Annotated in this window: 14 protein-coding genes; 9 read left to right on the top strand and 5 right to left on the bottom strand. The window is 61.4% G+C overall.

Annotation, left to right across the window (positions count from 1 at the left end):
- Nucleotides 1-7: 7 nt before the first annotated feature.
- Both rlmF and ACILSI_RS08305 read right to left on the bottom strand, forming a co-directional pair.
- Nucleotides 8-889 carry a 23S rRNA (adenine(1618)-N(6))-methyltransferase RlmF gene (rlmF, locus tag ACILSI_RS08300; protein ID WP_395721397.1) on the bottom strand — a complete coding sequence of 294 codons (882 nt, stop codon included), beginning with the start codon at nucleotides 887-889 and terminating at the stop codon, nucleotides 8-10.
- Nucleotides 886-1,158: a Precorrin-3B methylase gene (locus ACILSI_RS08305; protein WP_395721398.1), complete on the bottom strand. Its 273-nt coding sequence runs from the start codon at nucleotides 1,156-1,158 to the stop codon at nucleotides 886-888. Before ACILSI_RS08305 ends, rlmF begins: the two co-directional genes overlap by 4 nt.
- 129 nt (nucleotides 1,159-1,287) lie before the next feature.
- Between ACILSI_RS08305 and ACILSI_RS08310 the strand changes: the two genes are divergently transcribed.
- The 4 genes from ACILSI_RS08310 (at nucleotide 1,288) to ACILSI_RS08325 (ending at nucleotide 8,702) form a co-directional block, all read left to right on the top strand.
- Nucleotides 1,288-2,844: a hypothetical protein gene (locus ACILSI_RS08310; protein WP_395721399.1), complete on the top strand. Its 1,557-nt coding sequence runs from the start codon at nucleotides 1,288-1,290 to the stop codon at nucleotides 2,842-2,844.
- Nucleotides 2,845-4,365, top strand: coding sequence for a hypothetical protein (locus tag ACILSI_RS08315; protein ID WP_395721400.1), 1,521 nt, complete (start codon nucleotides 2,845-2,847; stop codon nucleotides 4,363-4,365).
- Nucleotides 4,366-4,850: 485 nt separating this feature from the next.
- Entirely contained in the window at nucleotides 4,851-7,793 is a 2,943-nt protein-coding gene (locus ACILSI_RS08320) for a c-type cytochrome (protein ID WP_395721401.1), read from the top strand.
- A 180-nt stretch (nucleotides 7,794-7,973) separates the two neighbouring features.
- On the top strand, nucleotides 7,974-8,702 hold the full coding sequence (locus ACILSI_RS08325) for a segregation and condensation protein A (protein ID WP_395721402.1): 729 nt from the start codon (nucleotides 7,974-7,976) through the stop codon (nucleotides 8,700-8,702).
- 50 nt (nucleotides 8,703-8,752) lie between these two features.
- Here the strand turns inward: ACILSI_RS08325 and ACILSI_RS08330 are convergent, their stop codons facing one another.
- Nucleotides 8,753-8,920, bottom strand: coding sequence for a hypothetical protein (locus tag ACILSI_RS08330; protein ID WP_395721403.1), 168 nt, complete (start codon nucleotides 8,918-8,920; stop codon nucleotides 8,753-8,755).
- Between the two features lie 52 nt (nucleotides 8,921-8,972).
- Here ACILSI_RS08330 and dusB point away from each other — a divergent pair, with 52 nt between their 5' ends.
- From dusB to ACILSI_RS08345, 3 genes are all read left to right on the top strand, one after another.
- Entirely contained in the window at nucleotides 8,973-9,995 is a 1,023-nt protein-coding gene (dusB, locus tag ACILSI_RS08335) for a tRNA dihydrouridine synthase DusB (protein WP_395721404.1), read from the top strand.
- On the top strand, nucleotides 9,992-11,224 hold the full coding sequence (locus ACILSI_RS08340; RefSeq protein ID WP_395721405.1) for a M48 family metallopeptidase: 1,233 nt from the start codon (nucleotides 9,992-9,994) through the stop codon (nucleotides 11,222-11,224). The genes dusB and ACILSI_RS08340 overlap by 4 nt, the downstream gene beginning before the upstream one ends.
- An 87-nt stretch (nucleotides 11,225-11,311) precedes the next feature.
- A complete protein-coding gene (locus ACILSI_RS08345; protein WP_395721406.1) occupies nucleotides 11,312-14,212 on the top strand; it encodes a PSD1 and planctomycete cytochrome C domain-containing protein in 2,901 nt (966 codons plus the stop codon).
- A 99-nt stretch (nucleotides 14,213-14,311) separates the two neighbouring features.
- Here ACILSI_RS08345 and ACILSI_RS08350 read toward each other — a convergent pair whose 3' ends face one another.
- Together ACILSI_RS08350 and ACILSI_RS08355 are read right to left on the bottom strand one after the other, a co-directional pair.
- A complete protein-coding gene (locus ACILSI_RS08350) occupies nucleotides 14,312-14,932 on the bottom strand; it encodes a hypothetical protein (protein WP_395721407.1) in 621 nt (206 codons plus the stop codon).
- 76 nt (nucleotides 14,933-15,008) lie between these two features.
- On the bottom strand, nucleotides 15,009-16,328 hold the full coding sequence (locus tag ACILSI_RS08355) for an ABC transporter permease (RefSeq protein ID WP_395721408.1): 1,320 nt from the start codon (nucleotides 16,326-16,328) through the stop codon (nucleotides 15,009-15,011).
- Between the two features lie 560 nt (nucleotides 16,329-16,888).
- Between ACILSI_RS08355 and ACILSI_RS08360 the strand changes: the two genes are divergently transcribed.
- Nucleotides 16,889-21,931, top strand: coding sequence for a Calx-beta domain-containing protein (locus tag ACILSI_RS08360; protein ID WP_395721409.1), 5,043 nt, complete (start codon nucleotides 16,889-16,891; stop codon nucleotides 21,929-21,931).
- 100 nt (nucleotides 21,932-22,031) lie between these two features.
- Nucleotides 22,032-25,418, top strand: a complete 3,387-nt coding sequence (locus ACILSI_RS08365) for a beta strand repeat-containing protein (RefSeq protein WP_395721451.1) — start codon at nucleotides 22,032-22,034, stop codon at nucleotides 25,416-25,418.
- Nucleotides 25,419-25,531: the final 113 nt, after the last annotated feature.

Raw genomic sequence — 25,531 nt, forward strand, 5'->3', positions numbered from 1 at the left:
CAGCCACCTACCTCCGAAAGGTCCACGCGAGGATGCGGCTCTTCTTCTGGCCCTGCGCCATGTCGATGATCTTCATCTCAGTGGCATTGACCTGTCGCAGGGCCTTTTCGAGGCGTGGCAGATGCTCGCTTTTGGAAACGAGCGTCGTGAACCATCCGCAGTTCGACGCAAACGCCACGCTCTCCTCGATCATGCGCCGGATGAAGGCCAGTTCACCACCCTCGCACCACAGTTCACCTGCCCTGCCGCCAAAATTGAGCACCTCCTTCTTCCCGCCGAGGTTGCGCAGCTTCCGTTGCGTTCCTGCCGTCGCTTCCGCTGCCGAGGCATGAAACGGCGGATTGCACATCGTCAGGTCAAAGTGCTCGCCAGGCTGGATGATGCCCTGAAAGCACTTCATCGCTGACTTTTGAAGGCGGCACTCGATCAATCCCGACACGCTCGGATTCGAAGCGACGAGTTTCTTCGCCCAGCGAAGCGCCACGGGGTCCATTTCGGCTCCGATGAAGTTCCAGCCATACTCACTGGCTCCGATCAGCGGATAGATGCAGTTCGCGCCCGTGCCGATGTCGAGCACCCTCACCTCAGGCCCACGTCGCAGTGAAATCAGATCCGCCAGATGATGGATGTAATCGCTGCGTCCAGGAATCGGCGGGCAGAGATAACCGGGCGGGATGTCCCAGTGCTGCAAACCATACGCGTGCTTCAGCAGTGCCTGATTCAGCGCCTTCACCGCCTGCGGATCGGCGTAGTCGATGCTGTCATCGCCATGCGCGTTCGGTTTCAAAAAAGCGGCCAGTGCTGGACTGCACGCGATGAGTTGTGGAAAGTCATAGCGCGTGCGGAAACGATTTCGCGGGTGCAGCCCGCTCTTCGTGTCCACGCTCATCGCTTCCCACCTCCCGGTGGCGTGCGGTCATCGCCGAAGTATTTCTCGCTGCGATAGCGCAGCCACACCCGCAGCTCCTGCGGCACCTTCTCGCGTTCCGCCTCGCTCAGCGACTCATAGAGCGCCATCGCCTTCTCGCGTTCACCCCGGCAGGCGCGGTTGTTGTGCGCCTCCCAGTAGCTCCGCGCCACGCGGATGCGACTGCACACCTCTTTGATCAGAGCGGCACCGGTGAGCGGCTTGGCATTGGCTTTCTTCTTCGCGGGCATGGGGAGTCGCTGATGTTGGCCGAAAAAAACGAAAAAGCCCGAAAAGACTCATTCCTCTCGACTCGGAGTCATGTGAGGCTGCTAGACGCCGAGACCAGCCCTGTGTATCTAACAGCCTTCGTTTTCCTTATGTCAGACTCTCGCAACTCCCGTGGTGGTGCCATCGCAACCCGTGGTCTGCTCGTGCAGGCGCTCGCGGCCTTGCTGGACATCACCCATGGCGAGAACGCCTTCACCGAGGTCACACTCGAACCCCTGCAAGGAAACGACAAGTTCGACTTCCTTTGGAAAAACGAGCGCGGTTCCCACGCCAAACAGGTGAAGTCCACCGAGAACACCTTCACCAAACCCGACGTAGAACGCTGGGCTAAAGAGCTCAAAGAACAGCGCACAGACGAGCACTGCTCTCTCGTCCTCATCGGCAACATCCCACCGGCCCTTGCTGGCCTCGATCCCATCGAAGGAGTTGTCATCGAAACGAAGAACCTCGACCTTCATGCCTTCATCGAGCAGGCCGCGCATCGGTTGGCTAAGTTCTTGGAAAGTGAGAAACAGCCCGAGGGCACAGCGAATCAGCGTGAGGCCCTGGTTCATGCTCTGGAGTCCAAACTCCAGCACTATGCCACCGAGGCACGGACGCTCACTCGGGACGCGTTCATCAGCCTCCTTCGCACATGGATCGGCTCCGTTCCGAAGGCGGGCATTGCCGCCGACATTTCCAGCATCGTCAAACACGCCCCCGCCGACCTCATTGGCCGCGAAGACGAGATGAAACTCCTCCATGATGCTTGGGCAAAAGTTCAGAGCCAAGAGATCAAGCGTCCGCACGTCCTCACCTTTGTTGCCCTCGGTGGTGAGGGCAAGACCTCGCTCGTGGCGAAGTGGGCAGCTGAACTCGCGCAACAGGACTGGCCCGGCTGCGATACAGTGTTTGCGTGGTCCTTCTACAGCCAGGGGATGAGGGAGTCGGTATCGTCCGACTTATTTCTCAAGGAAGCTCTCACCTTTTTCGGCGACGCTGAAACGGCGAACAGCAGCAAGGGAGCCTACGACAAAGGTCGGCGACTGGCACAGCTCGTTGGCGAAAGTCGGGCGCTTCTAATTCTCGACGGTGTGGAACCGCTGCAATACTCGCCCACGTCGCCCACGCCAGGTGAACTCAAGGACCAAGGTATTGCCGCACTCCTCAAAGCGTTGTCCTCCAACAATCACGGACTCTGCGTCGTCACAACGCGGTATGACATCAGGGATCTGCGGAATTTCTGGCTGACAACGGCCCCGCAACAAAAGTTACCCCGCCTTTCCCCAGACGCCGGCGTGGCCCTCCTCAGATTGCTCGGGGTTAATGGCGCACAGCCAGAATTCGAGGCGCTTGTTGAGGATGTGAAGGGGCATGCACTCACCTTGAACCTGCTCGGAAGTTATATCCGTGACGCTCTTGCTGGTGACATTCGGAAACGTGATTTAGTGAAGTTGGAGGAGGCGGATACCGAGGAACAAGGCGGACACGCCTTCCGCGTCATTGAAGCCTATGTGCGATGGTTCCAACGCGAGGGCGAGAATGGATACCGTGCCGTCGCAGTGCTTCGATGTCTGGGATTGTTTGATCGGCCAGTGACTGCGGACTGCTTCGCGGTGTTGCAGAAACCTCCCGCCATCTCTGGCATGACCAAAGCTCTTGTTTGAATGAGTGAAGCGCAAAAGAACATGACACTCACTCGATTGGAAGGCGCGAAATTGGTTACGGTCAATAGAGATCCGAGTGGTGCACTTACTTCACTGGATACCCACCCACTACTGCGCGAATATTTCGCTCAGGAACGGCGCACTCGACACATCGAGGCTTGGAGTACTGCACACCGAAGATTATTTGAACACCTTTGTGCGACTACACCTGATGAACCTAAACCCACACTCGAAAATCTCCAACCCCTCTATCAAGCCTTATCTCATGGCTGTCAGGCAGGATTGCATCAAGAGGCTTGTGACCAAGTTTACAAACGTCGTATTCAGCGCGGAAAGCAGGCATACTCCACAAATAAACTCGGCGCGCTTGGCTCCGACTTGGCAGCAGTCGCCTGCTTCTTTGACACCCGGTGGAGTGGTGTCTCGGCCAAGCTCACGGAGGTTACCCGAGCATGGATATTGAATGAAGCCGCGACGCGCTTACGTGCTTTAGGTCGGCTCACCGAGGCACTTGAGCCAATGAGAGCCGGATTGAGATGCTATGTCAGAGAGGAACAGTGGACGCATGCCGCAGTCATGGCCAGCAACCTGAGCGAGCTAGAGTTAATTCTTGGAGGGGTTATCGCAGCGGTCAGGGAGGCAAAACTGTCCGTCACCTATTCCGAATATCAGGGTCCGGCGCATTGGAGAATGGGCACGCGAACAGTCCACGCCGATGCACTTCACCAGGCAGGCCTTCTGACCGAAGCGGAGACGATCTTCTGCGAAGCCGAGAAAATACAAGAGGAAGATCAGCCTAGCCGTCCTCTCATGTACTCAGTGTCGGGCTTCCGCTATTGCGAGAAGCTTTTGAGGGAAAGTGAGCGTAGCGCGTGGCGGGCGATCCTCGGTATGCGGAATTGTCCTCATTCACCTGCCGACCAACTAAGCTCAGAACGCGCTGAGGAGAATACCACGGCATATCGTTTCATGTGCCGCGCCGTCTTCGCACGTGCGACTCGAACACTCGAATGGATGTATGCAACCTCTGGTGCTCCGCTCCTCACCATTGCGCTGAACCGCCTCACCATAGGACGTTCCATACTATATGAGACGGTTCTAGACTGCGGTGTGCAGGGTCCATTGTGCTTTCCTATTGATAAAAAAAACACAGAGAACTGTGCCATCCATCTGTCCGCCGCGGTTAACGGCCTCCGCAACTCAGGAGACACTACATTCATTCCCCGTGGCCTCCTCACTCGCGCATGGCTGCAGAGTATTATGGGCTACGGCACCGGCCTCGATAGCGCAGAGAGCGATCTGGACGAAGCATGGGAAATCGCCGAGCGCGGGCCGATGCCGTTGCACATGGCGGACATTCATCTGCATCGCGCCCGGTTGTTCTTCCGTGAAGCCAAGTATCCTTGGGGGTCTCCTCAGCATGATCTGGCAGAAGCACGGCTTCTAATCCTCAAGCACGGCTACCTGCGCCGGAAAGAGGAGTTGGAGGATGCCGAAGCGGTGGTGTTGCACAGGACCTGAACCGGATTCCCACCGCAGACGGCTGACCCCTAAAATCTCAACAACCAGGCCTCCAGTCGCAACAAGGGGCGGATTCAACCTCCTTTTCTCAAAGATGAGCTCATTTTTGCCGAATCTGACCTCATATCGATGGCACTATGACCTCATATCATGGGCTACATGACCCCATATCGCGGTCAATATGATCCCATATCGTGGACAACATGACCTCATATCGAGGGCAACATGATCCCATATCGTGAGCAACATGATCCCATGTCGATGGCAACATGATCCCATATCGAGGGCAACATGACCCCATATCACGGTCAACATGATCTCATATCGAGGGCAACATGACCCCATCTCGTGGGCAACATGATCCCATTTCGAGGGCAACATGAGCTCATATCGCGGACAACATGACCCCATAGCATGGCCAGAATGTTCAACAGAGACGATGGAATCCACGGGAAGGCCGCCGCGACTCGGTGCGTAGTTCCTGCATGCCGCTCCGCTCCTTGCTGCTCGTTGTCCTGCTCACCCAAACCGTCCTCGCCCAAACTGGCACGGTTCCGGCCGATCGTCCCCGATCACGTCCCCCGTCGGCGCTGACGGGCTGGGCGGACTGGGAGAAAGGCGAGGAGTTGCTCAAGCGCATCCAGGTGCCGCCTGCACCGGTGCTTTCGGCAGAAGAAGAGGCGAAGACCTTCAAGATGGCACCGGGGTATCGGGCGGAGCTGGTGGCGTGTGAGCCGATGGTACAGTGCCCGATCTTCTTTGAGTTTGATCCCGAGGGGCGCATCTGGGTGGTGGAGTATCAGGGTTACATGCGGGATGTGCAGGGCAGCGGCGAGGGCGATCCGATCTGCCGCGTGGTGGTGCTGGAGGATACGGATGGCGATGGCAAGGCGGACAAGAGCACGGTGTTTCTCGACAAGCTGGTCATGCCACGCAGCTTCGCCTTCGTGAAGGGCGGCATCCTGCTCCAGGAGCCGCCGAAGCTGTGGTTCTGCGAGGACAAGGATGGTGATCTGCGCTGTGACAACCGAACGGAGGTCGGCACGATGGGCGTGGGCGGGAATCCACAGCACACGGCGAATGGCTTGCGCCGAGGCATCGACAACTGGCTGCACTGCGCGGACTGGCCGCATCGCTATCAGTGGAAGGACGGCAAGCTCATCGACGAACCGACGCTGCATCGCGGTCAGTTTGGCGTGAGCTTTGATGAAACGGGCCGCTTCATCTCCTGCTACGAAAACAGCGCCATGCACCTGGACCTGATCCCGGCGGAGGCGATCCTGCGGCATCCGAACCTCGCCAAACTCGCGCAACGCGGCGGACGCGGCAGCTTCGGTGTGAATGTGAACGTGGCGAAGGACGCGGCGGAGTGCTTTCCCATCCGCGTGACACCGGCGGTGACGCTCGGTGCCCTGGAACTGCGCGATGATGGCCGCCTACGCACCTACACCATCGTGTCCGGCACCTGCTTCTACGATGGGGATCAATTCCCGCCGGAGATGCATGGCAATGTGTTCGTGCCGGACTCAGCGGGGCACTTGGTCGGCACGTTGAAACTCACGAAAGGCATCGCTCCGCAAGCGACACGTTTTTTTCCAGCGGAGCAGGAGTTGATCGCCAGCACCGACGAGCGCTTCCGCCCCGTGAATGCCCGCGTGGGGCCGGATGGCGCACTCTATCTCGCGGACATGTATCACGGCATCATCGAGCACGTCATCTTCATCGTGCCGTGGCTGACGAAGCAGATCGAGCAGCGCAAGCTCTACGAAGGCAACGATCACGGTCGCATCTGGCGGATCGTGCATGAGCGGAGGGCGGAGGGCACAGAGCGGAGGGTCGGGATGGAGAAATGGAGTGATGGAGAGCTGGTGGAGGCGCTGGGGCATGCGAATGGCTGGCAGCGAAACACGGCACAGCGGCTGCTGGTGGAGCGTGAGGAAGACATCGGCGATCCGAACCGCTTTGCGGAGCCGCTGCATCGTCTGCATGCGCTGTGGACACTGAAAGGCATGGGCAAGCTGACGAAGCCACTTTTGCAACAAGCGGCGCGGGATGCCGATCCACGCGTGCGGGCAGCAGCAGCGAGGCTCGGTGCGGAGATTTCGCTCACGGATGAGCCAGACGCGGGGGTGCGATTGCAGGCCTTGCTCACTCCGCAACCCACCGGTACGCTGGTGGGGCATCTGACACGCCATGAGGATGACCTGAGCCGCATCGCCGCGATGACAGGTCTGCATGGTCGTGAGATGGAGGCGCTGGATCTGCTGCTGAAGCATGCGGATTGGCAGAAGGAGTCGGCGCATCGTCGCGAGACGCTGCGACTGCTCACCCAGCTCATCGGCATGGATGATATGCACAGCGAGGTCGTGTCACGAATCGAGCGAACAACGAACTGGAAGCGCGAGGCGCTGATTGATGGCTTTTTAACAACGCAGCCGAATGATCCGAGGCAGATCAAACCGGTGACATTGAGCGAGAGACCGAAGTTTCTCGATGAACTGGCCGCGAATCGTGAGATTGCCGCCCGTGAGCGATTGCAGCGCTTGCGGATGTGCCTGACGTGGCCGGGCGCGGAGAACGCGGTGACTTCCACACGCAAGCAGTCGCTCAGTGATGCGGCGCAGAAGCAGATCGAGCGTGGAGCGGCGGTGTATCAGACGGTGTGCGGTCTTTGCCATCAGCCAACGGGCTACGGCATCCCCAACGTGGCACCACCGCTGGCGGAGAGTGAGTGGGCCACGGGCGAACCGGAGCGACTCATCCGCATCGCGCTGCATGGCTTGTATGGCGAGATCGAGGTGAACGGTCAGAAGTGGAACCTTGCCATGCCCGGCCAGGGGGCGAATCCAGCACTGGATGATGCAAAGCTGGCCGATGTGCTCAGCTATGTGCGCAATGCCTGGGGCAATGAAGCGAGCGTGATTGAAGCCGCTCAAGTGGCGCTGGTGCGTGAGCAGACCAAGACGCGCAAGATGCCCTGGACGGCGGACACGCTGATGCAGGTGGATGTGAAAGGCGGCAGCGCGATCCAGGCCGATGCGGATGGTGTTCTGCTGCTTCCCGCGAGTGCCGCGAAGACCTACGGGCAGAAACTGGCCTATCGAGCTTCGCTAAACGTGCTCGCGCCCTGGCGCATCGACACGGACGTGGCGGAGTGGTTGATCCAGGTGCCGACGGACGGCGAGTATGAGGTGCTGGCGACTTTGGCAGCGGATGAAGCGTCCGCAGGCGATGCGTATGTGGTCGAAGCCGAGAACACCAGCGTGAAAGGCGTGGTGAAGGCCACGGGTGGGTATGAGAGCTTCCAAGAGCAGTCCGCAGGCACGATCAAGCTCAAGGCAGGCGTGCAATCGCTGCTGATGCGGCCGGAAGGCGCGCTAAAGCAGGAACTGGCGGATGTGCGGGCGCTGCGGCTGCGACGGAAATGATGGAGCGCGTGTATGGCTTGAGCCTACTCGCCATTTTCCCCGACGTGCGGTGCGGTAGGAAAGCCAGGCGAGTAGGTTTCACCATACTCGCGCTCCGGGCGAAGGAGGTGGCAGAGTCAAACGGGGAGAATACTCGCGCTCATGGGTTGCCATGGCTGATTCTCCGGTCTATCTCGGCGCGTGGAAGACACCGACTATAAAGTTAAACTGGAGATTTTCGAAGGCCCGCTGGACCTGTTGCTGTACCTCATCAAGAAGGAGGAGATCGACATTTACAACGTGTCGCTCGAGCGCATCACGCGGCAGTACCTGGATTACATCGACACCTTCAAGGCTCTCAATATCGAGCTGGCGAGCGAATTCATCGTGATGGCTGCCAATTTGATGTACATCAAGAGCCGTGAGCTGCTGCCGAAGGATGTGCAGCCGCCGGAAGAGGATGCTGAGGAGAACGACCCGCGCTGGGAGCTGATCCGTCAGCTCGTGGAGTACAAGAAATTCAAGGAGGCCGCCCAGTTCCTCGGCGTGCAGGAGGTGAAGGGCGATGAATTGTTCGTCACGACGCCGGAACTGCCCGATCTGGACGCCCCGGTGGAGACGCTGGGCCAGGTGGGCATCTTTGACCTGATCCGCGCTTTCCAGCGCATCCTGAAGCGCTTCGAGAACGCCAGCGACTTCCGTGAGATCGTCAACGACCGTTACACGGTGGCGGACAAGATCGAGCACCTGCTCGAAATCGTGGCTGTGGGCAGCAAGGTGCGGTTTGAAGATCTCTTCACCAGCGCCGCCAGCCGTGGCGAGGTGATCGTGACCTTCCTGGCCATGCTGGAGCTGATCAAACTCAACCACCTGCAAGTCGAGCAGGAGCAGTTGCTGGGTGATATTGTGGTGGTGCGGCCGGCGGTGTAGCGCAATCGTCCCGATTGCGGCGGTGTCATTCCCACCAGCGGGACGCAGTGCTACTTTCCCTTCGCAACCGTAGGAGCGGGCGGAGCCACACGGGTGAACTTTGTGGCCGTGCCGAGCAGCCAAAACAGGCCTCCGATGCTGCCAATCAGGGCAAACGCGGCCAGCACGGTCCAAAGGCCGGGGAGAAGCGGTTTGCGGAAGCGGCGGCGTCTTGCCATCAGGAAATGTGACACGGCTTGCCGCACTGTGCCAGTGCGGCTATGATCGAAGATGCTTTCCTGGCTCAACAACGACCACTTTCCGCTCTATCTGGCCCCCATGGCCGGGGTAACGGACGTGATCTTCCGCCGTTTATGCAAGGAACAGGGCGCGGATGTGATGGTGACGGAGTTCGTCAGCGCCGAGGGCATTCTCCAGCGCGATGACCGAACGCGGCACTACACGGACTTCGATGACGGTCAGCACCCCATCGGCGTACAGCTTTTCGGTTCCGACGGCGTGCGCATGGGCGAAGCAGCGCGAAAAATCATCGACTGGAAGCAGCCGGACTTCATCGACATCAACTTCGGCTGCCCGGTGAACAAGGTAGTGGCAAAGAACGGCGGTTCGTCATTGCTCAAAGACTGCCCGCTGCTCGCCAGCGTGGCGCGTGAGGTCGCCAAGGCGGTGCCGATTCCCGTCACGGCCAAGATGCGCATCGGCTGGGACGCGGATCATGTGAATGCCGTCGAAGTCGCGAAGATTCTCGAAGACTGCGGCATGCAGGCGATCGCCGTGCATGGCCGCACGCGGGCGCAGGGCTACACCGGCCTCGCTGACTGGGATGTCATTGGGCAAGTGGCCGACGCGGTGAAGATTCCCGTCATCGGCAATGGCGACATCGCCAGCGGTCTCGATGTGGAGATTCGTCGCGCTCAAACCAACGTGAAGGGCATCATGATCGGCCGTGCAGCGATGGCGAACCCGTGGGTCTTCAAAGAAGCGAAGCATTACCTCGCCACCGGCACGCATGCGCCGCACGCCAGCGTCGAAGAGCGCTTCAACTTCATGCGTCGCCACTGCAAACTGGCCATTGAGCGCAATGTGCGCATGGAAGAACTGCAAACGATGCGATCCATGCGCAATCGTCTCATGAACTACACGAAGTCGATCCCCGGCGGCAAATGGCTGCGCCAGCACTTCTCGCAAATCGGCAGCGTGATGCAGTTGGAGGACATTTTTGCCTCGTATCTCGATCATCAGGCCGCGCACAGCCACGAACACGCTTCTCAAGACTCCCCTACCCTCGCATGACGTTTTCTAATCCCTGGTTCATCGCCGCCCTCGTCGGCGTGCTCGGTCTGTTTCATCTCGAAATCATCGCCACGTTTCTGAACCTCGCGCAGTTCCGCCATGCGCTGCCACAGCGGTTGAAGGAGATCTTTTCGGATGAAACGGTGCAGAAGGCCGGTGAGTATGCCGCCACGTCATCCAGGCTCGATTTACTGCGCAGCACTGCCTCGGTGGCGGTGCTGATCGCGGTCTGGTGGGGCGGCGGCTTCGGCTGGCTGGAGCGCTGGAGCACGGGTTGGGGCTGGAACGAGATCCAAACCGGCGTTTGCGTGATCGGCCTCATCATGCTGGTGCAAAACGTGATGTCCCTGCCCTTTGATGCCTGGGACACGTTCAAGATTGAGGCCGAATACGGCTTCAACCGCACCACACCCGGCACCTTCATCAAGGATCGCGTCAAGGAGCTGCTGCTCACGGCCTTGCTTGGCGGGCCGTTGCTGGCGCTGATCTTGTGGTTCTTCCAGACGCAGGAGCATGCGGTGCTTTACACCTGGCTCACGGTGGCGGGATTCAGCATCGTGATGGCGTGGGTCTCACCACGCTTGCTGATGCCGCTGTTTTTGAAGTTTCAGCCTCTTAAGGATGGGCCATTGCGTGAGGCTTTGCTGGCACTGGCGGCCCGTTTGAAGTTCCCCGTGGTCGATGTGTCGGTGGTGGATGGTTCACGTCGGTCCAGCAAGGCGAACGCCTTTCTCTCTGGCTTCGGCAAGAACAAGCGCATCGCGCTGTTCGACACGCTGATCGAAAAACACACGCAGGCGGAGCTAGAGGCGATTTTGGCGCATGAGATCGGCCATCACAAATGCCGCCATGTGCCGCAGCAGCTCGTGCTCGGCCTGCTGGAGAGCGGGCTGATGTTTTATCTGCTGCACGCGGCCTTGCAGTCACCTGCCTTCTTCAAGGCCTTCGGCGTCGCCAGCATGCCCATGGGGCTTGGGTTGGTGCTGTTCAGCATTCTGTATTCTCCCGCCAGCCTGCTGCTGGGCCTGCTGAGCAGCGCCTTGAGCCGGAGACATGAGTTTCAGGCCGATGCCTTTGCCAAAGCGGCCTGCGGGGCCGAACCGTTGATGGCTGGGCTGAAAAAACTCTCGGTCGATCACCTCTCGCACCCGAATCCTCATGCGCTCACGGTGTGGCTGCATTACTCGCACCCGCCCGTCGGCCAGAGGCTGGCGGCGCTGGAGGGGTGAATTGCCATCATCCCTGTAGTTTCTTCGCACGTTTGATAAATATGCCATCCCAAGGGCGTAGGCTCTGACAACACCCCCCACATACCCATGAAAAGCCCTCTGCGAGCTTCTCTCTTCACACTCGCTTTCACCTCCTACAGCGCCCTGGCTCTGGCCAATCCCGCGCCTGCAACTCCAGCCGCACCTGCGGCGGCCCCTGCTGCACCGACTCCCGTTGTGGCTGCGGCCCCCGCGCCCGCTGCGGCTCCTGGTGTGGATTTCATCCGAGATGTGCAGCCCATTTTCGAGAACAAGTGCCTCGAATGCCACAATCCGAACAAGATCAAAGGCAAGCTGCTCATGGATTCCGCTGTGGCCCTGCTCAAAGGCGGCGACACCGGTCCGGGTCTCGTCGCAGGCAAGCCCGATGAGAGCGAGATCATCAAACGCGTCGTGCTCCCCAAAGATCACGATGACATCATGCCTCCCAAGGGCGGACCGTTGGCCGCGAATGAGGTCGATGTGCTGAAGCGCTGGATTGCGGAAGGTGCCAAGTGGCCCCAGGGCTTGGTGCTCAACTACAAGACCCCCGAGCAGCGCAAGGCCATCGCCGAGTTGCAAAAGAAGCTGCCCACGCTCAAGCGCGTCCAGATTCTGCCGGAGCGCTACTCGCTCGAAACGAAACGCGACTTTCATCAGGTCATCGTGCTGGCCACGTTCCAGGATGCCACCACCAAGGATGTGACCAGCCTGTGCGACCTCAAGATCGCCGACAGCAAGGTCGCCACGCTCGACGGCCTCGTCTTGAAGCCGGTGGCTGACGCGGGAAGCACCGAACTCATCGCCACCATCGGCGGACAGACTGCGAAAGCGGCAGTGACGGTCAAAGACGGTACCAAGGACCGTGCGATTTCCTTCCGCCTCGACTGCATGCCGGTGTTCATGCGCGGTGGCTGCAACCAGGGCGGCTGCCACGGTGCCGCACGCGGTAAGGACGGCTTCCGCACCTCTCTCTTCGGCATGGACCCTGCCGGCGACTTCATCCGCATCACCCGTGAAATGCCAGGCCGCCGCATCAACCTCGCCATCCCGGAAGAAAGCTCTCTCATTGAAAAAGCCGTCGGTGCCGTGCCCCATTCGGGGAACCAGTGCTTTGAGCCGGATTCTGTGTATAACAAGGCTCTCGTCGAATGGATCACAGCCGGTGCGCCGGATGACAAACCTGACGTCGCCAAATGCACCGGCATTGAGGTGTTTCCGAGCCAGATCGTCATGGAGGGCAAAAACGCCACCCAGCAGATCACCGTGCGCGCCAGCTATTCCGACGGCACTGACCGCGATGTGACCAACCTCGCGTTGTTCATGTCGAACAACGACCCCACCGCCAGCATCAACAAGGAGGGCCTCGTCACCTCTGGCGATCGCGGCGCTGCCTTCATGCTGGCCCGGTTCGATGTTTACTCTGTCACCAGCCAGGTGCTCGTCATCCCAGGACAGCTCCAGTATGAGCGTCCGAAACTCGCCGAGACCAACTACATCGACACGCTAGTCAATGAGAACCTCCACAAGCTGCGCATCCTGCCCTCCGGCATCTGCACCGATGAAGAGTTCGTCCGCCGCGCTTTCATCGACATCGCGGGCATTTACCCGCAGTCCTCCGAAATGCGCGCCTTCCTGGCCGACAAAAACCCGAACAAGCGCTCGGCATTGATCGACAGCCTGCTTGAGCGGAAGGAGTTCACCGAGCTGTGGGTGATGAAGTGGGCCGAGCTGCTGCAAATCCGCTCCTCCATCAACAACAACCAGCCGCCCTTCTACAAGAACGCGCTGCTTTACTACAACTGGCTCTCCGAGCGCATCGGCAAAAACGTGCCGATCAATGAGATCGTCGTCGAACTGCTCTCCGCCACCGGCGGCACCGTCAGCAGCCCGGCGGTGAATTTCTACCAGACCGAGCTCGACCAGCTCAAGCTCACGGAAAACGTGGCCCAGGTGTTCATGGGCATGCGCATTCAATGTGCGCAGTGCCACAACCATCCCTTCGACCGCTGGACGATGGACGACTACTACGGCTTCAAGGCTTTCTTCTCGCAGATCGGCCGCAAGCAGACCGACGACCCAGCGGAAGTCATCGTTTACAACAGCAAGGGCGGCGAATCCCGCCACTTCCTGACCCAGGCCGTCATGAAGCCCAAATTCCTCGGTGGTGACACCCCGGAACTTAAGCCCACCGACGACCGCCGCAAGGTGCTGGCCGACTGGATGGCCTCACCGCGCAATCCTTACTTCGCTCGCAACATTGCCAACATCACCTGGGCGCACTTCAACGGAACCGGTATTGTGGAACCCGTGGATGACGTCCGCGTCTCCAACCCGCCGTCCAACCCTGAGTTGATGGGAGAGCTGGCCAAAAAGCTCACGGAGTATAACTACGACATGCGCAAATTCGTCCGCGACATCTGCAACTCGCAGACCTACCAGCGCAGCACGAAGGTCAATGAGACCAACGCCGGCGACAAACGCAACTTCTCCCATGCCCAGGTTCGCCGCGTGCGTGCCGAAGTGCTGCTGGACGCCATCTCACAGATCACCGACACGCCAAACAAATTCCAGGGCCTGCCTCTCGGCGCCCGTGCCGTGCAGATCGCCGACGGAGCCGTGACGAACTACTTCCTCACCACCTTTGGCCGTGCCAAACGCGAGTCCGTCTGCTCCTGCGAGGTCAAGATGGAGCCCACGCTCTCCCAGGCGCTGCACTTGATGAATGGTGACGCCGTCAACGACCGCATCAAGCAGGGCCGCGTCGTCGCCAAGATGATCCAGGAGAAGAAGGGGGACCGCGAGATCGTCGAAGACCTCTTCCTTCGCGTCTTCGGTCGCATGCCGCTGGAAAAAGAATGGGCTTCTGTGCAGCAGGCGATCGGCAGTGACACCGGCGCCCGACAGTCCGTTCTCGAAGACTTGTTCTGGGCGCTGCTGAACTCGAAGGAGTTCTACTTCAATCACTGATCCTGTTCGGATTCTTCAGAGCGGGTGTGTTGAGCCAGTCTCAGCACACCCGCTTTTTTATGATGTGGCCACAAGTTCAACTTTCGATGGGGACGGAACTCACATCCGCGCCTTCTGCTGTACAATCCACGCCCGGGAGACCTTGGAGTTGAATTCAAATCCCGGCAGCCTGCGGTCCACCACGGCATACAGCGAGCTTGCCAGGGCGATCACCACCTCAGTGTCCCCCTGCGATTGAAAGTAAGCGGCTGACTGGTTGTAGCCGATGATCTTCTCCTTCATCACACGCAACACCTCATCCCTTCGCGAAATCGCCAGGGAACGAAGATCCGCCGCTTCCTGGCGAAACATTTGCGCGAGACGCGGATTCGGCCCCGAAAGCTTGCTGCCCACCGATTCGGTGTGCTGGGCGAGCTTTTCTTTCGCCAGCGCCCTGTTCTCCGCCTCGACCAGGGCTTTTTCCGCCATGACCAGTTCCTGCTCCTTCTGAAAGAGGTCTTTGAAAATAAAGATGAGGGCATCCACTGCCCTTTGGGCTGTTCCTTCCTGAGTTTTTGCCAACGCCGTGAGTCGCCGCACACTTTCCACCGCCTCCGGCAATCCTGGCTGCTGTGCCAGGCGCAGCGGTCGCAGGCAGAGCACCACGGCCGGGGTGGCCAGAGGACTGGTGGAGGCGGCATCCTGCTCCGGCACCGCTGGGAAGCCGATGGTGGTGAGCATGAGCCAAGGAAGGAATGCTTTCATCGTTCCCTTGGAAAGCCCGGCGGACGCTTTTCGTTACGCTTAAAGATTCAGGCTACTCGTGCCGCAACGCCTCCACCGGATTCATCTTGGCGGCTCGACGCGCCGGATAAATGCCGAAGGCGATGCCAGTGAGCACGGAGATCGAGAAAGCCAGGATGGGCGACCACATCTTGATGACCGTGGTGACGCCCGCGAACTTTTGCACCGCCAAGGGAATGCCAAGCCCGAGCGCGACCCCCAGGACACCGCCGACCCCGGCCAGCAGCACAGTTTCGATGAGGAACTGCACGACGATGTCCGCCTGGCGTGCTCCCAAAGCACGGCGGATGCCGATCTCACGCGTGCGCTCGGTCACGCTGGCAAGCATGATGTTCATGATGCCGATGCCGCCGACGAGCAGCGAGATGGCGGCGATGCTGCCCAGAACGATGCTGAAGATCCGCTTGGTGCGCTCCGCCTGCTTGAGAAGTTCCACCGGCACAATGATACGCCAGTCCTCCTTCTTGTGATTGGTGCCCATGAGATGCCGGATGGCTTCCGCACGGCTTTCAACCTGCTTCACATCCTCAACCCGGATGACGGCCTCGTGAAACTGCACCTTCTCAGCCTCAAAGCTCCCGGTGCGGTAGCGGAAAAAGGTCTCTCCATACTGGTCCATCAGCGTGGAAAATGGGATCATGATCTGTGCCGGAGCGTTGCTGTTGGAACTGCCCGCGTCGGTGCCGACGCTCTGCCCCTCGTCCTGGATGATCCCGACCACCTTGTAGTAATACCCCTTCACACGCACGGACTTGCCGGTGGGGGTGGAGAGTGGAAAGAGCCGTCCGGCCACCGTCTCGTTGATGACACACACGGGAACCCGCCCGTCCATCTCCAGATCGGTGAAAAAGCGGCCCTGGATGATCTGGCGGTTCCTCATCTGCGGGTAAACCGGCAAGACTCCCATGACGAGGCCGTCAATGCTGCGGTCTAGGTTCCAGATGTTCTCGGAGATGTGACGGCTGGGCACGACAATGTCGATCCCTGGCACGGTCTGGCGAATCTGCTGGATGTCGCGGGTGGTGAGACCGTACTCGCTGATCATACTGCGTGATTCGCCGCTGGAGCCCTGCCCGTCCGGCGGTTTGACGCTTTGCAGGATGATGTTCTGGCTGCCGAGCTTGCGGATCTGTTCCTGCGCCTCATGACTGGCCCCTTCCCCGATGGCCAGCATCGCCACGACCGAGGCCACGCCGAACACCACGCCCAGTGCGGTCAGAAAGGAGCGCAGCTTGTGCAGCCAGATGGTTTTGATGCCAAGCGACAGCGTGCGCCACAAATGCTGTGGCGAGGCGACGAGTCGAAGGACAGGATGCCGGGCGAGAAAGGACATTAAATTGGGGGGACCAACAATACGGCAACCACCCGCCAAAATTGCCACGATCTCACCTCCCTTCCGATCACTCGTCCGCCAGCCTCTGCGGCATTCCCAATTCTGCGGTGTGAGTCAGTGTTTTTTCAGGTGCTCGGCAAGGGTGAGGTTTCGCAGCATGACCTAGGCAATAAGGGCTTCCCCAAGCCTGAGAGAAGCAGCGGGGAAAATGACAGGCCCATGCTCCATTTTGGCATTGAGGTCAGGGCGCGGCTTGGTTTAAAACAATAGGAAATCAACCACCTCGCCCAACCCAATTGAGCATCAGGCGTTTCAGCCGACGAATTCTTCTTTTCATCACGGGATGCGTTCTGTGCGTATGGCTGTGGAGTCGGCATGAGCAGCAGCCCCCTAGCTCACGCCCCATGCCTTCGGCGCAGACGGTGGCGGTGACGCAGGCGGTGGTTGGAGAGGTGGACTCGGCGGTGAGTTCTGAAAGGCAGGTGAGAAGTGCGCCAACGGGAGTCTTGAAGATTTCGGGTGATCCATTGGCCGATTTTTCGGCGTGGACAGACGTTTATTTGCCAGCTACCCCGGCCGAAAAAGCCGGACTGCTTGAAGAGGGCGTGAAGCTGGCCCAGGAGCGCCGTCCAGTCTTCAAGGCGCTGATCATGGCAGATCCACGGGAGGCAATCCAGCAGGCGGTGCCGATGGTGGTGCGGCAGAAGCTGCCGCCGGAGATCGTTTCGCTGCTGGAAAAGCGGATGAATGCCATAGGATCGCTGCATCTGCGCATGGGGGTGCCTACAGACAGCAGGGGAACGAACGAGAACACCGTCAAGCAGCGCAGGGCGGTGTTTGGCGATGGCAGGGCCTACAATGCCCATGTCTATGGCCGCCGCGAAGTGGCGACGAGCGTGGAGGCGGCCTCGCTCAACGGCGTGGCGATCGACAGTGAGATGGCGGTGAGCGAGCAGCCTTCCCGAACGTTGGAAGTCGGCGAGGTGCCGCCAGCGGGCAAGGAGGCGGTGGTGGACTGCCCGGTGTCTGGCAAGCAAGTCTTCGAGTCGCCGCAGGTGATCACTGAGGAGATCACGGTCACGACGCCAGCGGTGGAGACGGGCGGTCAGGTCGTGTTCTTTTGCGATGGTGCGCATATTGTCAGCTACAACGAGACGTTGATCCTTGGAGAAGGTGCCACGGGCGGTGCGTTTGGTTACACCGGCATCCTGCCGAACGCACCGACGCCCTCCCTTGGTGTCATCAAGGTGCTGGTGATCCCCATGACCTACGCGGACCAAAACGCGACGCCCGCGTCGGAGGCGACGCTGTACGAGACGCTGCGCAATGTGAGCGAACATTACTCGAAGGCCTCTTATGGCCGCCTCACTCTGGTGGGCACCGTCTGCCCGCTGGTGAAGCTGCCGTACAACGAGGCCTGGTATGTGAACCGGGACACCAGCAATGGCGGTGACATTGACGGTGAAGGCCTGGAGCATCTGCACTCGCGAGATGAAGCACGAAAGCTCGGCTATGACTCGAACGAGTACGACAGTATCTGCGTGAGGCACAACGGCGGCCCGGGCTCCTACGGCGGCCTGGCGACTGTGCCTGGCAGCACGGTGTGGCTGCGCACCGATTCCGCCGGCACCTGGGCGCATGAGATCGGCCATTCCTTCGGGCTGCTGCATGCGAACTTCTGGGAGACCTCTGGCACGAGCAGTATCGGCCCCGGCGGCAATGATGAATACGGCCATTCCTATGACATCGTGGGAACCAGTGGCTCGTTTCCGAACGGCCACTACAATGTCGCGGGCAAAAACCAGATCCGCTGGCTTGGGGATGCGTATGTGCAGAGCGTGAGCAGCAGCGGCCTCTACCGCATCCATGCGCAGGACACCGGCGTGCTCGATCCCGCCCGCCGCTACGCGCTGCGGCTCGTCAAAGATGCCCAGCGCACTTACTGGGGCGAGGTCAGGTCGCTCTTCGACACGATCCCATGGATCAAAAACGGCCTCATGCTCGGCTGGCGCTATCCGAACGGCAGCGGGCAGAACCTGCAACTCCTCGACACGACTCCAGGCTCGCCGTTTTTGAAAGAAGACGCGCCGATCTCGCTCGGCAGCACGTTTTCCGACACCGAGAGCGGCATCCACATGACGACGGTGGCGATGAATGACAATCCGCGTTATGTGGATGTGCAAATCCACCTGGGTAGTTTCCCGACGAACCAACGGCCCACGCTGACGCTCACGCCCTCCGCCACCAGCGTGCCGGTGAACGGCACCGTGACCTTCACGGCTGCGGCCAATGATCCCGACGGCGACACGCTGGCCTACTCCTGGCAAAATTTTGGCGACTCGGCCTTCAAAGCGGTCTCTCCCAACGTGCCGGTGATCACACGGCAGTTCACGACGGCCGGCACCTATGTAGTCACCTGCACGGTGAGCGACATGAAAGGCGGCACCAGCGCCCGCAGCCAGCTCATCACCGTGGGCAACGGCAACAGCCGCTTCACCATCCGCGGACGAGTGACCGCCGGTGGGCAGGGGCTGCAGGACGTGGTGGTCACTGCCAACGGCATCAATGGGGTCATCACCGACGCCGACGGTTGGTATGTGATCCCCAATCTCTCCGCCACGACCTATGCGGTGACACCGCTGCTCTATGGCTATAGCTTTGACGAGGAGTTCAACAATCCCGTCAGCGTTGGGCCGAGCTTCACCGGGGCGAATTTCCGGGCCGTTGCCCAGCCCGTGGTCACGATCAGCACTCCGGTGCCTGCGGCGAATGAGCTTGCGCCAGTGACCCCTGGCACCTTCCGCCTCACCCGCGTGGGTGACACCAGTCAAAGCCTGCTGGTGAATGTGAACACAGCCCAGGGCACTGCCGCCAAGGGCACGGATTACAATTTTTCCCCCGACTATGTGAGCGCCGCGCTCGGCTTCAGCACCTTCACGATCCCGGCAGGCTCCGCCACGCTCGACATCACCCTCACGCCACTGACAGACGCCACCCAGGAGGGGCCGGAGACCGCCACCCTCCAGCTCGGGCCTGGCAATGGCTACATCGTCAACATGCCTTCTACCGCCACGATTGTGATCAACGATGACGACACCGCGCTGCCCAAGGTGTCCATTTCCGCTGCAACGAGCCGCGCCCTGGAAGGCAGCGCCGCTCCGGCGGTTTTCACGGTGGCCCGCACCGGCTCCACAGCGGCCGCATTGACGGTCAATTACACGGTGGACGGCAGTGCCACGAGCGGCACCGACTTCACGGCGCTGTCAGGCAGCGTCACGATCCCCATCAACGCCGACGCGGCGGTGGTGAATGTGCAGCCGCTGGCCGACGCGATCTCCGAATCCCAGGAAACGGTGCGCCTCACGCTCAGCGCCAATGCGGCGTATCTGATCGATCCCACGCTCACCAACGCCTCGGCGAGTCTCGATGATGATGACCAGCAGACCGTGACAATCGCGGTGACCGATGCCATGGCGCAGGAACTCGATCTGAGCGTCCCTGGCACGCAGGCTGACACGGGCACCTTTGTCGTCACCCGCAGCGGGGACATCTCCGCGCCGCTGACGGTCTATTATGCTTTCTCGGGCGCCCAAGGCTCCGGCATCATGGCGCTGCATGGCATCGACTTTGAGGCGCTGCCCGGCAGCGTGGTCATCCCGGCGGGGCAAACACAGGCCAGCGTGACGGTGATGCCGCGCTTTGATCAGCTTGGCGAAGGGCCGGAACAGGCCGTCATCCACCTCGGAGCGGCCGCCTCCAACTATGCCATCAGCGGCAGCAACACCGCCACAGTCACCATCACAGACGGAGCGGCAGACCAGCCCTACATCGACGTCGTCACCATCAGCAATGCCACGGAGGGCAGCGGCACCGCTACTTTCCGCATCACCGCCCGCGGCGGCACGGGGACAACCTCGCTGGCGGTGAGCTATGCATTCAGTGGCACCGCCGTCAGCGGTGATTTTAGCGTCAGCGGCACCGGGAACACGCTCACCGGCACCAGCATCACCCTGAACAACGGTGCCACCGTCACGAAGGACATCACCATCACCGCCACGAACGACACCGACCTTGAGGACCTCGAAACACTCACGCTCACACTCAGCCCTGGCAGCTACCAGACCTACAACGAGACCGCCGCCGCCACCATGTGGCTGAGGGACAATGACAACACAAACACCGTGTATGTCACCACACAGGTGGGCACAGCGGGCAGCGTCAGCTTCACCGAAGGGGCCACCACCTCGCCGGTGCGGTTTTATGTTTCACGCACCGGCAGCACCAGCGCTGCTTTGACGGTGAACTACACGCTCGGCGGCAGCGCCACCAGCGGCAGCGACTACACCGCTCCCAGCGGCAGCGTCACCATCGCAGCCGGCTCGCTGGGGGCAAACGTGGATCTCACCATCACCAATGACACCACGTTTGAGGGCACGGAGACCATCACCTTCGATTTCGCCGCCGGCAGTTACTCACGCGGCCCCGGCGCGGTGATGTACATCACGGACAATGACACCGCCACGGCCACCGTGGCTTTCAGCCAGGCAAGCTCGGCGGGCAATGAGGGCACGACCAGCGTGAGCATTCCCGTGACACTCAGCGCCGCGCAAGCCGGTCCCGTGACGGTGCAGTATGCCGCAGGCAGTTCCACCACCTCCGGCACCACCACGACACTGACCACGCATGCGCTGCCCTACTGGGTGCGCCTGGTGAAAACGGGCAGCAGCATCACCCACTTTGAATCCAACGACGGCACGATCTGGACGCAGCGCGGCAGCAGCTTCACCGTCAGCGGCCTCGCCAGCGACTACCTCGCCGGGATCGCGGTGGCCTCCGGCTCCGCCACCGCCACCACGGCCACCATTGACAATCTCACCGTCACCGGCCTCTCCGCCGGCGGTTCGACCGGTGCCGAAACGGCGGCCAACATCGGCAATGCGGGCCCCTCCGGCACTCACACGCTGAGCTCGGGCTCCTATGCCTTCAACACACCCGGCAGCGGCATCAGCACCAGCGCCACGACGGACAATTGCCGTTTCGTGTATATGCCGGTCACCGCCTCGGCGAACTGCACCATCACCGCCCGCCTCGTCGCCATCGGCACGACCAGCACCAGCGCCCGCCTCGGTGTGATGCTGCGCAGTTCCACCGCGCAAAACTCAATCTATGCCGCCAGCCTCGCCACCGGCGCCGCCAGCAGCTTGTTCTACACCATGAACCGCACGGCGGCCGGCGGCAGTTCGAACAACCCCACGACACTGAGCACCCCTGTGCTGCCGCAGTGGTTCCGCCTCACCCGCACGGGCGACTCCTTTGCCAGCGACTTTTCCAAAGACGGCTCCACTTGGACGGCCATCGGCACCGCTCAGACACTCGCACCGGGTCCGCGCATGCTCGCCGGCCTCGCCGTCTCCGCCGCGAGCGATGGTAGCATCGCCACTGGCGTTTTTGACAATGTGACGCTCAATGCTCAATGGTTCGCCGGCCACAAACCTTCTCGGCCGCACCGTCGGCTTCACGAACGAAATCGGCGGCGAAAGCCTCAGCGCAGGCGTTTGGACTCTCACCGGCAGCGGCGCGGGCATCACCGGCGCGAGCGATGAGGCGCACTTTGCCGCCACGGAAGTCAGCGGAGACTTCACTCTTGTCGCCAGACTCCTCAGCCTCTCCGACGGTGCGAACGGGGCGCAGGCGGGCGTGATGATGCGGCAGACACGCGACGGCTACTCGCGCCACCTTCATGCCGGCTTCGTCAAAAGCGGCAGCCTGGAGCGCCGTCTGCGCCTCCAGACCACCACAAACGCCTTCGGCAGCGGCATTGACTTCACCCTGCCCCCCGGCGTGCTGACCTTCGCCCCCGGCGACACGAGCGAGGACATCGTGCTCACCATCAACAACGACAGCGTCGATGAACCGGACAACGTGGTGACCATCCAGTTGTTTAGCGCCAATGGTGCCGGTCTGGGAACGCTCAGCACCCATGGCTACACCATTCTCGATGACGACGGCCCGCCGGGCATCCCGTTCGTGAGTTTCGCAGCGGCCACGGGTTCCAGCGCGGAGGGTGCCGGCACCGGTGGCATAGCCGTGAGTCTGTCTTATCCCGCCTCTGCGGCCACCAGCGTGGACTACTCCGTCACCGGCGGCACCGCGACCGGCGGTGGCACGGATTACACGCTCGCCAGCGGCACGTTGAGCTTTGCACCTGGGGAAACCGTGCAGGCCATCCCCTTCACGCTGAACGAAGACAGCACCCCGGAAAGTGATGAAACCATCGTCGTGACGCTCTCGGGGGTGTCCGGCCTCCAACTTGGCTCCATCAGCGCCCACACCCTCACCCTCACCGACAATGACCAAACCGTCGTGACCATCACCGCCAATGATGCCAACGCCGCCGAGGCTGGTGATGCGGGCCAGTTCACCCTCACCCGCACGGGCGACGCCACGAACCCGCTCGTCGTGAACCTCACGGTCAACGGCAGCGCCTCAAACAGCACCGACTACGCTCAGATTTTGCTCACCCAAACCATTTCGGCAGGTGACACCACCGCCACGATCGATGTGTCGCCGGTCAATGATGCCACCAATGAAGGCGCGGAAACCGTCGCGCTCACGCTCGCCGCAGGCTCGTACGTCATTGGCAACCCCAGCAGCGCCACCGTCACGGTGCTCGACGACGACCGCAGCACCGTCACGATTGCCGCCAACGATCCGAACGCCGCCGAAACCACCGGAAATCCCGGTCAGTTCACCCTCACCCGCACCGCGCCAACGACCGGTGCGCTCGCCGTCACCGTCGCCCTCTCCGGCAATGCCACCAACACCACCGACTACAGCACCATCGCCTCCACGGTGAACTTTGCCGCCAACGAGACCTCACGCGCGATCAACGTCACACCCGTCAACGACAGTGCCATCGAGGGCGAGGAACTGGTCACCGTCACCATCTCCAGCGGCGCCAGCTACGACATCGGCACTCCGTCCTTTGCCAACGTCACCATCACCGACAATGACGCGGCCCCCTCACTGTACATCAGCAGCCCCGGACTGCAGAGCACGCTCTTTGCCTCTGGCAACGGCGTCATCCTCAACGCGGTGATCAGCGACGACGGCCTGCCTGCCGCTGTCACACAAAGCTGGAGCCAGATCAGTGGCCCCGCCGCTGCTGCCATCGAGTCTCCCTCCTCCGCCACCACTGCGGTCACTTTCACCACCCCTGGTAGCTACACCTTCCGCATCACCGCCACCGACACGCAGTTCACCGTCAGCGACGAGGTCACCGTCGTCGTCGGCAGCGGCCTCGTCGCTTCTGATTGGATCACGCAGGACTTTGGCCCGTCCACGGCCCGGCGCGGCCAAGGCGTCGCCTACAACGGCCTGTTCACCGTCACCGGCACCGGCGCGGGTTATGCCTCCACTTCCAACGACCAGGCCCACGTCATGACCCGCCAGGCCAGCGGTGATGGCAGCATCACCGCCCGGCTCACCGCCCTCACGGTCAGCACCGCTCTCGCCGGCGTCACCATTCGCGATTCCATGCTGCGCGCCGGTCGCCGTGCCGTGCTCGGCTACATCCCCGGCACAGGCTTGCAGTTCCGTGCCCGCACAGCCAGCGGCAACGACACGCTCATCGCCACCCAGACCGGCCTGAGCCTGCCGCTTTGGCTCAAACTCGAACGCAACGACAGCACCGATGCCGTCATCGCCTCCTACGCGCCCGACGCGGCAGGCAGTCCTGGCGCCTGGACACAGCTCGGAGCCACCACCACCATCACCATGGACACGCAGGCTCAATACGGCCTCACCACCACCAACAACAGTACCGCCGGCCTCGCCACCGGCACCTTTGACAACGTCACGCTCACCCCTGCGCCGAGCGGCCCCGCCTTGCTCAGCGAGGATGCCAGCACCTCGCCCGCCGCCGCAGGCAGTGGCGGTGAATCCGCCGGCACCCACACCATCATCGGCAGCACCAGCGGCTACTACCACGGCTGGCAGTACACTGGCGACATGGTCGTCACCTGCCGTCTCGTCACCTTCAGTTCCGGCGCGGGCAGCGCCATCGGCGGCCTGCGGCTGGCAGAGAGCATGGAGTCCGCCGGCTACGCTCACTTTGGCCGCATCCCCACCAGCGCCTACGATGGCTATCTGTGGCAGAATTTTGCCGGCGGCACCGGCGCAGGACTGCCCTCTGGCGTTTCCGCGGGCAACTGGATTCGCCTCGTGCGCAAGAGCAACAGCGTCACCGCCTACCGCGCCACCAACGTCGCCGGCGCTCCCGGCGCTTGGACGCAGGTCGGCCAGCCGCAGACCGTCGTCATGACCACGCCCGTCTTCGTCGGCTTCTACGTCAACAACGCCAGCGGCGTCGGCCTGAACACCGTCACCTTCTCCAATCTCACCATCGCACCGCTGAACCAAGCCCCCGTCGTCGGCATCGCCAGCACCGCCACCTGGCCCTCAAACCCCATCGCCCTCGATGGCAGTGTCTCCGATGACACCTTCCCCGTCCCCGTCAGCCTCACCAGCACCTGGAGCCGACGCACCGGCCCTGGCACTGTCACCTTCGGCACCCCCTTGCTCGCCGACTCCACCGCCACGCTCTCCCAGGAAGGCAGCTATGTGCTCCGCCTCACGGCCGATGACACCAGCGCCGAGTCATTCCAGGACATCGCCTTCACCGGCTACCTGAACGCCTTCCAGGTCTGGCAGGCGCAAAACTGGGGCGGCACCGGCGATCCCAACGCGCAGCAGCTCCTCGATCCCGACTTCGACGGCCAGCGCAACCTCCTCGAATACGCCTTCGGCACCGCACCCCAGGCCAGCAGCAGTTCCCCCGTCGTGTATGACCTGGCCGCAGTCAGCGCACAGCAATACCTGCGCATGACCATCCCCAAAAACCCCGCCGCCACCAACGTGACCTTCACCGTGGAAGCCACCAGCACCCTCGCCGACCCGCTCAGTTGGAGCAGCGGCAGCCTCATCATTGAAGCCGACACCAGCACCCAGCTCATCGTGCGTGACCACATTCCAGTCGGCAGCGGCCAGCCCCGCTTCATGCGCGTTCGAGTGAGTTTGCAGGAGCCTTGAGCCAGAGCAGAAGGCGTCTGCGGTGCCTTTCCCTGAAAGTCTTTCAGCTTGAATCAAAGTGGCTGCCGCCTTTCACATCATGCGAGCACGGCAGCACCGAGGCAGCGTTGGCC

This window comes from Prosthecobacter sp., assembly GCF_044232965.1.
GTDB lineage: Bacteria > Verrucomicrobiota > Verrucomicrobiia > Verrucomicrobiales > Verrucomicrobiaceae > Prosthecobacter.

Bases quoted from the DNA above. Each gene is read 5' to 3' on its own strand.
- rlmF (WP_395721397.1), bottom strand. From the start codon at position 889: ATGAGCGTGGACACGAAGAGCGGGCTGCACCCGCGAAATCGTTTCCGC.
- ACILSI_RS08305 (WP_395721398.1), bottom strand. From the start codon at position 1,158: ATGCCCGCGAAGAAGAAAGCCAATGCCAAGCCGCTCACCGGTGCCGCT.
- ACILSI_RS08310 (WP_395721399.1), top strand. From the start codon at position 1,288: ATGTCAGACTCTCGCAACTCCCGTGGTGGTGCCATCGCAACCCGTGGT.
- ACILSI_RS08315 (WP_395721400.1), top strand. From the start codon at position 2,845: ATGAGTGAAGCGCAAAAGAACATGACACTCACTCGATTGGAAGGCGCG.
- ACILSI_RS08320 (WP_395721401.1), top strand. From the start codon at position 4,851: ATGCCGCTCCGCTCCTTGCTGCTCGTTGTCCTGCTCACCCAAACCGTC.
- ACILSI_RS08330 (WP_395721403.1), bottom strand. From the start codon at position 8,920: ATGGCAAGACGCCGCCGCTTCCGCAAACCGCTTCTCCCCGGCCTTTGG.
- dusB (WP_395721404.1), top strand. From the start codon at position 8,973: ATGCTTTCCTGGCTCAACAACGACCACTTTCCGCTCTATCTGGCCCCC.
- ACILSI_RS08340 (WP_395721405.1), top strand. From the start codon at position 9,992: ATGACGTTTTCTAATCCCTGGTTCATCGCCGCCCTCGTCGGCGTGCTC.
- ACILSI_RS08345 (WP_395721406.1), top strand. From the start codon at position 11,312: ATGAAAAGCCCTCTGCGAGCTTCTCTCTTCACACTCGCTTTCACCTCC.
- ACILSI_RS08350 (WP_395721407.1), bottom strand. From the start codon at position 14,932: ATGCTCACCACCATCGGCTTCCCAGCGGTGCCGGAGCAGGATGCCGCC.
- ACILSI_RS08355 (WP_395721408.1), bottom strand. From the start codon at position 16,328: ATGTCCTTTCTCGCCCGGCATCCTGTCCTTCGACTCGTCGCCTCGCCA.
- ACILSI_RS08365 (WP_395721451.1), top strand. From the start codon at position 22,032: ATGCGGCAGACACGCGACGGCTACTCGCGCCACCTTCATGCCGGCTTC.